The organism is Acetobacter fallax (assembly GCF_011516735.1).
GTDB lineage: Bacteria > Pseudomonadota > Alphaproteobacteria > Acetobacterales > Acetobacteraceae > Acetobacter > Acetobacter fallax.
In genome coordinates this window covers 133,892-140,308 of sequence record NZ_WOSX01000007.1, presented here as the reverse complement: position 1 = coordinate 140,308, position 6,417 = coordinate 133,892, and the positions used below count along the sequence as shown (strand labels likewise).

Genomic DNA, 6,417 nt, shown 5'->3' with positions numbered 1-6,417 from the left:
CGGATGAAGGGCTCGCGATGCTTGTGTCGCAGCGAATGTCGCTGCGACACAAGCATCATTCTGTTCTGATCGCTCTGTCATGAACAGAACACATCACCACACCATAAAATCCACAAGGCGTCTCACACCGGAAGCTTACTTACGAACAGCAATTCCGACCATATACGTTGCTCGATCCTGATGACCGTCCCGTCGCCGCGACCGCGATCGAGGCAGACGCGCCGATAATCGTCACATGGAACCTAGACGACTTTCCTGTTGCCGAATTAAGAGAGCATAGCTTGGCGCAGCAGTCACCGGATGTCTTCCTGGTCGACCTCTGCAAGCGGGCCCCGGATAGGCATTGCCTTCTGAACGAAATAGGCAATCTGCTTTCACCGAAGTCTCAGGGCATTGAGCCGCAGTGCGTTTGTCACGACGGCCAGGGATGACAGGGCCATCGCGCCTCCCGCGAACATGGGCGACAGCGTAAGGCCAAAGACGGGATACAGTACGCCTGCGGCAAGTGGGATGCCGATCCCATTGAACAGGAAAGAAAATGCCAGATTCTGCCGGATGTTGCGCATCGTCGCCTGTGCCAGGCGGCGGGCGCGTACCAGTCCGGCGAGGCTGCCTTGTGCCAGTGTCATCCCGGCGCTTTCGATGGCGACATCGGTGCCTGTGCCCATGGCGATTCCGATATCGGCGGTGGCCAGGGCCGGCGCGTCGTTGACGCCGTCGCCCGCCATGGCGACACGGGCTCCCTTCTGTTGCATGTCACGAATGATCGCGGCCTTATCCTCGGGTTTGAGGTCGGCATGTACCTCGTCGATTCCCGCCTGCCGGGCCACGACTTCCGCAGTCCGGGCATTGTCACCCGTCAGCATCACGATCCGCATGCCGGCTGCGTGCAGTGCCGCGATGGTCTCCTTCGCGTCGGTCTTCAGCGGATCGGCCACGACCAGCAACCCAGCGGCCTGTCCGTCGATGCCGACGAACATGACGCCCGCGCCCTCCGCCCGGTGGGTGTCCGCGACAGGGATCAATGCCGACGCATCGATGCCCTGCTGCCGCATCTGGGCCTGGTTTCCGACGACGACGGCATGCCCGTCCACGGTGCCGGTCACGCCCAGGCCGGTCTGAGACGCGAAATCCCCGACCGGCGCGGCCTGAAGGCCCTGCTCCGTCATCGCGGCGACCAGCGCCTGGGCCAGCGGATGCTCGGATTGTGTTTCCAGTGATGCCGCCAGTCGCAGGACGATGCTGGAATCCCATGCACCTGATGTTTCGGTCGCGATCAGCCGGGGCTTGCCTTCCGTTACGGTGCCGGTCTTGTCGATCACCAGCGTATCGACCGTATCCAGTGCCTGCAGGGCCTCGGCGTTGCGAACCAGCACGCCAGCTCGCGCCCCGCGTCCCATGCCGACCATGATCGACATCGGAGTGGCCAGGCCCAGCGCGCACGGACAGGCGATCACCAGGACCGCAATGGCGTTCAGCAGTGCGTGTCCGAAGCGCGGTTGCGGACCGACCAGAAGCCAGACGACGAAGGTCAGCAGGGACACAAGCACGACCAGCGGCACGAACCAGCCGGAGACCCGGTCCGCCACCGCCTGGATCGGTGCCCGTGTACGCTGCGCAGCCGCCACCATGCTGACGATCCGGGCCAGCATCGTGTCCGAGCCAACGGCCTCGGCCGTCATCAGCAGGCTGCCGGTGCCGTTGATGGTTCCGCCCGTCACCTTGTCACCCGGGCCCTTGGCGACAGGTGCTGGCTCTCCTGTCAGCATGGCTTCGTCCACGCTGGAGCGCCCGTCCATGACGGTGCCGTCCACCGGGATGCTTTCCCCCGGCCGGATGCGGAGCCGATTGCCGGGCACGATCTGGGCCAGCGGTACGTCGTCCTCGCGATCCTGCGCGCCGACACGGTGTGCGATTTTCGGTGCGAGATCCAGCAGGGCGCGAATGGCGCGACTGGTACGGGCGCGGGCGCGCAGTTCCAGGACCTGCCCGGCCAACACCAGGGCCACGATAACACCTGCGGCTTCGTAATAGACCGGGACCGACCCGTCATGCATGCGGAAGGCAGCAGGGAACAGGCCAGGGGCTACTGTCGCGGCGATGCTGTAGAGAAAGCCCGCGCCGACGCCCAGCATGATCAACGTAAACATGTTCAGATGCCGGGTGCGGAGAGACATCCAGCCGCGTTCGAGGAACGGCCAGCCGGCCCACAGCACGATTGGTGCCGTAAGCGCCAACTGAATCCAGTTCGTCAGGCCGCCATCGAAAAATGCCAGCCCTCCCATATCCGCCGCCATGGCGATGACGACGAGCGGGACCGCCAATATGCTCGCTCCCCACAGGCGCCGGCTGAAATCCACGAGTTCCGGGTTGGGCATGTCGGCGTCGGATGGCTCCTCCGGTTCCAGCGCCATGCCGCAGATGGGGCAGGAGCCGGGGTGATCCTGTCGGATCTGGGGGTGCATCGGGCAGGTCCAGATCATCCCGGCCCGCCTGGGCTGAGGCTTGATGGGCGTCGTGTCCGCCTTGTGCAGGTAATGACAGGGGGCGGCCTCGAACTTTGTCTGGCAGTGCGCGCTGCAAAAATACCAGGTCCGGCCATCATGGTCGGCATGATGCGTCGCCGTCGCGGGATCGACCGTCATGCCACACACAGGATCCTTGACCAGGTGCGCGTCAACTCCGGTCGCTGCCGGGGTGGGACCCTCTCCATGGAGATGGGACGCGCAAGCTGCTGTATTGTCGTTCGTCATGAAGCCCCCTTGCTTGTGGCCGCCAGCCGCGGCGTCGAAGTATGCCATAATCGCTTGCACTTCAAGGTATGCCCCTGTAGGGTATAGTGCAATGAGGCAGTCACGGGTAAAGATTTCGCAGGGCCTGAAACGGGTCGAAGGTCAGGTGCGTGGCATCCAGAAAATGGTGGACGAAGACCGCTATTGCGTGGATGTTCTGCTTCAGCTTCGGGCCGCCAAGGCGGCGTTGCATCGGCTCGAGGGGCTTGTTCTGCGCGAACATATCGCGGGCTGCGTTGTAGAGGCGATCGAATCCGGCGATCCGGTGGAGCGTCAGGAAAAAATCGGGGAACTGATCGAAACGGTCAGCAAGATGACGGGGTAGACGTGCAAGAGATCGGCGCGATACGGTTGGGACGGTTGCTGGCCTGCCTGCTTCTGCAGGTGGGGCTGATGCTGGCATCCGTCATGCCGGGTCATGCCGCCACGTTGCCCTCTACAGTTGCTGTGGTTACCCAGCCGATGGCCGACATGCCAGGGATGCAGATGCCATCCCGTGCGGATACGACGACCGCACATTGCAATCATGAACCGTGCCACGACCATCATCCATGTCATCATTGCGGCGATTGCTGCGCCCAGGGTGCCTGCGTCGCCAATTGGCTGATGCCGCCCTCCGTGACCAGGGCGTTTGATTACTCAGGTGTTACGGCACCTTTCGGCTTGTCTCGCTCAGATCGCATCGTCGGTCATGGGTTCGCGCCGGCGCTGCCACCGCCCAGACAGATGGCCTGATTCTGTTCTGACAGTCTCAGGACTGGTCATTGACCTATGACCGGTTCCGCCTTCTCTCTTTTGCGGACTATTATTCATGTCAATACGATCCCTTGCGGGACGGAGCGCGATCACGCGCCGCCGTTTCGTCGTCGGGACGGGCCTGTGGGGGGCGGCGCTGGCCGTCCCGCAGGGCAGCGCGGGCGCCTACGCTCCGGTCTATGCGCCGGCGTCGGGTCGGCCCGACCCGCTGCCTGGCACCCGTTTCGACCTTACGATCGGTTCTGTACCGATCAATATCACCGGTGCGCGCATGCACGCGGTGGGTGTGAACGGCTCCACGCCCGCGCCGATCCTGCGCTGGCGTCAGGGTGACACGGTCGAACTGAACGTCACCAACCGGTTGGATGAGCCCACGTCGATCCACTGGCACGGCCTCCGGGTGCCGGCCCACATGGATGGCGTGCCCGGCCTCAGCTTCGGCGGCATCGCGCCCGGCGAGACGTTCACCTATCGCTTCCCGCTGCATCAGAGCGGCACCTACTGGTATCACAGCCATTCCGGCTTCCAGGAGCAGACGGGCCTGTATGGGGCTCTGATCATCGATCCGAAGGATGGTTACGCGCAGCATTTCGACCGTGACTATGTGATGGTCCTGTCCGACTGGACCGACGTCGATCCCGAGGACATCGTCTCCAACCTCAAATTCCAGAGCGATTACTACAATTTCCGCCAGCGTACGGTGGGCACGTTCTTCCGTGACGCGCATCGACAGGGGCTGGGTGCGACCATCCGGGATCGTCTGCAATGGGGTGCCATGAACATGGCACCGACCGATATTCTGGATGTTTCGGGCATCATCTACACCTACCTGATCAACGGCCAGTCTCCCGGGGCGAACTGGACGGGCCTGTTCCGACCGGGCGAGCGCATTCGCCTGCGCTTCATCAATGCATCGGCGATGACGCTGTTCGACGTGCGGGTTCCCGGCCTGACGATGACCGTTGTTCAGGCCGACGGTAATGACGTGGAGCCCATCCCGGTCGATGAATTCCGCATCGGGCCAGCGGAAACCTACGATGTAATTGTCAGCCCCACCGCCGATGGACCGTACACAGTCTTTGCCCAGGCCGAGGATCGTACCGGATACGCGCGCGGCACGCTCGCCACCCGTTCGGGCCTTGCCGGGCCGGTTCCCCCCATGGACCCGCGCCCTCTGCGCACCATGACCGACATGGGTATGGGGAATATGGACATGAAGGGCGGCATGGCGGGCATGGAGATGGGGAGTTCGCCGGGGAAGCCCGGTGAAGCCCCTGCCAGCGGCGGCATGGACATGGATCACATGGACATGAAGGAGGCCAACAGACCCGGAGCCGCTGCGATGGATATGCCGGGCATGGCGGCTGCGTCGCGGCATAAAACAGAGCTGAAGCCCGGCGTCGCGGTGCAGAGTGTCGCCATGATGCCGATCAACCGGCTGGCGGAACCGGGCGACGGGCTGGAGAACAATGGTCGCCGCGTTCTGACATATGCCGATCTGCGGGCGACGATCCCGGGCGCGGACCCGCGCCCGCCATCGCGCGAGATCACCCTGCATCTGACCGGCAACATGGAACGCTTCATCTGGGGGTTTGACGGCAAGAAGTTCTCGGAAGCGGAGCCCATTCGTCTCACCCTGGGCGAGCGGGTGCGCTTCGTCCTGATCAACGACACGATGATGGAGCATCCGATCCACCTGCATGGGTTGTGGAGTGAACTGGAAAATGGGCAGGGCGAGTGCCGACCCTACAAGCACACGATTACCGTCAAGCCGGGTGAGCGGCTGAGTTACCTGGTCACGGCGGACGAACCCGGGCTGTGGGCGTATCACTGCCACCTGCTCTACCACATGGAGGTGGGCATGTTCCGCACGGTGGTGGTGTCGTGATCCGGGGTCTGATAGGTGGCACGGTCCTTGCCGCTGGACTGGCTACCGCGGTACCTGGCACGGGACGCGCCCAGTCAGTCCCGGCACGCCAGAGCGAAGGAACCCAGGAAGCGCAGACCGCCTCGGCTCCCGCGCCCGTGGTCTATATCAACGGCATCCAGCCGGTCATGGACCATAACATCTACATGCATGCGCTGCTCGACCAGTTCGAGGCGCGCTTTGGTGCCGATGGCGGGCAGTTCCGTTACGATGGGCAGGCTTGGTTCGGCACCGACTACGACAAGCTCTGGCTGAAATCCGAAGGCACGGTCGGCACAAACGGCAAGTTCGGTGATGGAGATCATGAGGCCCTCTATGATCGTGCCATCTCCCGGTATTTCGATGTCCAGACTGGCGTGCGTCTCGATATTGACAACGGCCCCACACGGGCCTGGGGCGCGATCGGGGTCGAGGGACTGGCGCTATATTTCTTCAATGTGGAGGCCACGGCATATTTCAGTGACCGAGGCGCGGCGGGGCGTCTGCAAGGTTCCTACGATATCCTGCTGACCAATCGCCTGATTCTCCAACCCCAGGTCGAGATGAACTTCTATTCCGCGTCCGATCGTGCGCGCGGCGTCGGAACCGGGCTGTCCGATATCGATACGGGATTGCGGCTTCGCTACGAATGGCATCGGAAATTCGCGCCCTATATCGGCGTGAGTTATTCCGGCACGTTCGGTCAGGCCGCCGACATGGCACGTTCAAGGCATGAGCGTGTCCAGGACCTGAATTTCACCTTCGGGATCAGGACGTGGTTCTGACCGCTCCTGCCCGATGTGAAGTCGTTGCGGGGCGCACCGTGCGGTCCCGATTCAGATAAAAAAAGATAAGGAACTTACAAATGCTAACTGTCAATTTCAGGATCTCGGCCGCTCTGGTAGCACTTCTGGCCACAGCCTCGGTTGCGCATGCCCAGACACCCGCTCCGGCACCGGCCCA

The 6,417-nt window shown here is 63.0% G+C and carries 5 protein-coding genes; 4 read left to right on the top strand and 1 reads right to left on the bottom strand.

The features are described 5' to 3' along the window. Positions 1-374: 374 nt before the first annotated feature. Positions 375-2,801 (bottom strand): heavy metal translocating P-type ATPase, encoded by a 2,427-nt coding sequence (locus GOB85_RS06135; protein ID WP_077813805.1) that lies wholly within the window; start codon positions 2,799-2,801, stop codon positions 375-377. Positions 2,802-2,844: 43 nt separating this feature from the next. On the opposite strand from GOB85_RS06135, the gene GOB85_RS06130 reads away from it, so the two are divergent. The 4 genes from GOB85_RS06130 to GOB85_RS06115 all read left to right on the top strand — a co-directional run bounded on the left by GOB85_RS06130 (position 2,845) and on the right by GOB85_RS06115 (position 6,239). Next, the gene (locus GOB85_RS06130; RefSeq protein WP_007284529.1) at positions 2,845-3,117 is read left to right on the top strand and encodes a metal-sensitive transcriptional regulator; all 273 of its coding nucleotides are present in this window, start codon (positions 2,845-2,847) and stop codon (positions 3,115-3,117) included. A gap of 2 nt (positions 3,118-3,119) precedes the next feature. Beyond that, positions 3,120-3,527, top strand: a complete 408-nt coding sequence (locus tag GOB85_RS06125; RefSeq protein ID WP_236748168.1) for a hypothetical protein — start codon at positions 3,120-3,122, stop codon at positions 3,525-3,527. 76 nt (positions 3,528-3,603) lie between these two features. Further along, entirely contained in the window at positions 3,604-5,436 is a 1,833-nt protein-coding gene (locus GOB85_RS06120; protein ID WP_173576631.1) for a copper resistance system multicopper oxidase, read from the top strand. Beyond that, on the top strand, positions 5,433-6,239 hold the full coding sequence (locus tag GOB85_RS06115; RefSeq protein WP_173576632.1) for a copper resistance protein B: 807 nt from the start codon (positions 5,433-5,435) through the stop codon (positions 6,237-6,239). Before GOB85_RS06120 ends, GOB85_RS06115 begins: the two co-directional genes overlap by 4 nt. The last annotated feature ends 178 nt before the right edge of the window (positions 6,240-6,417 follow it).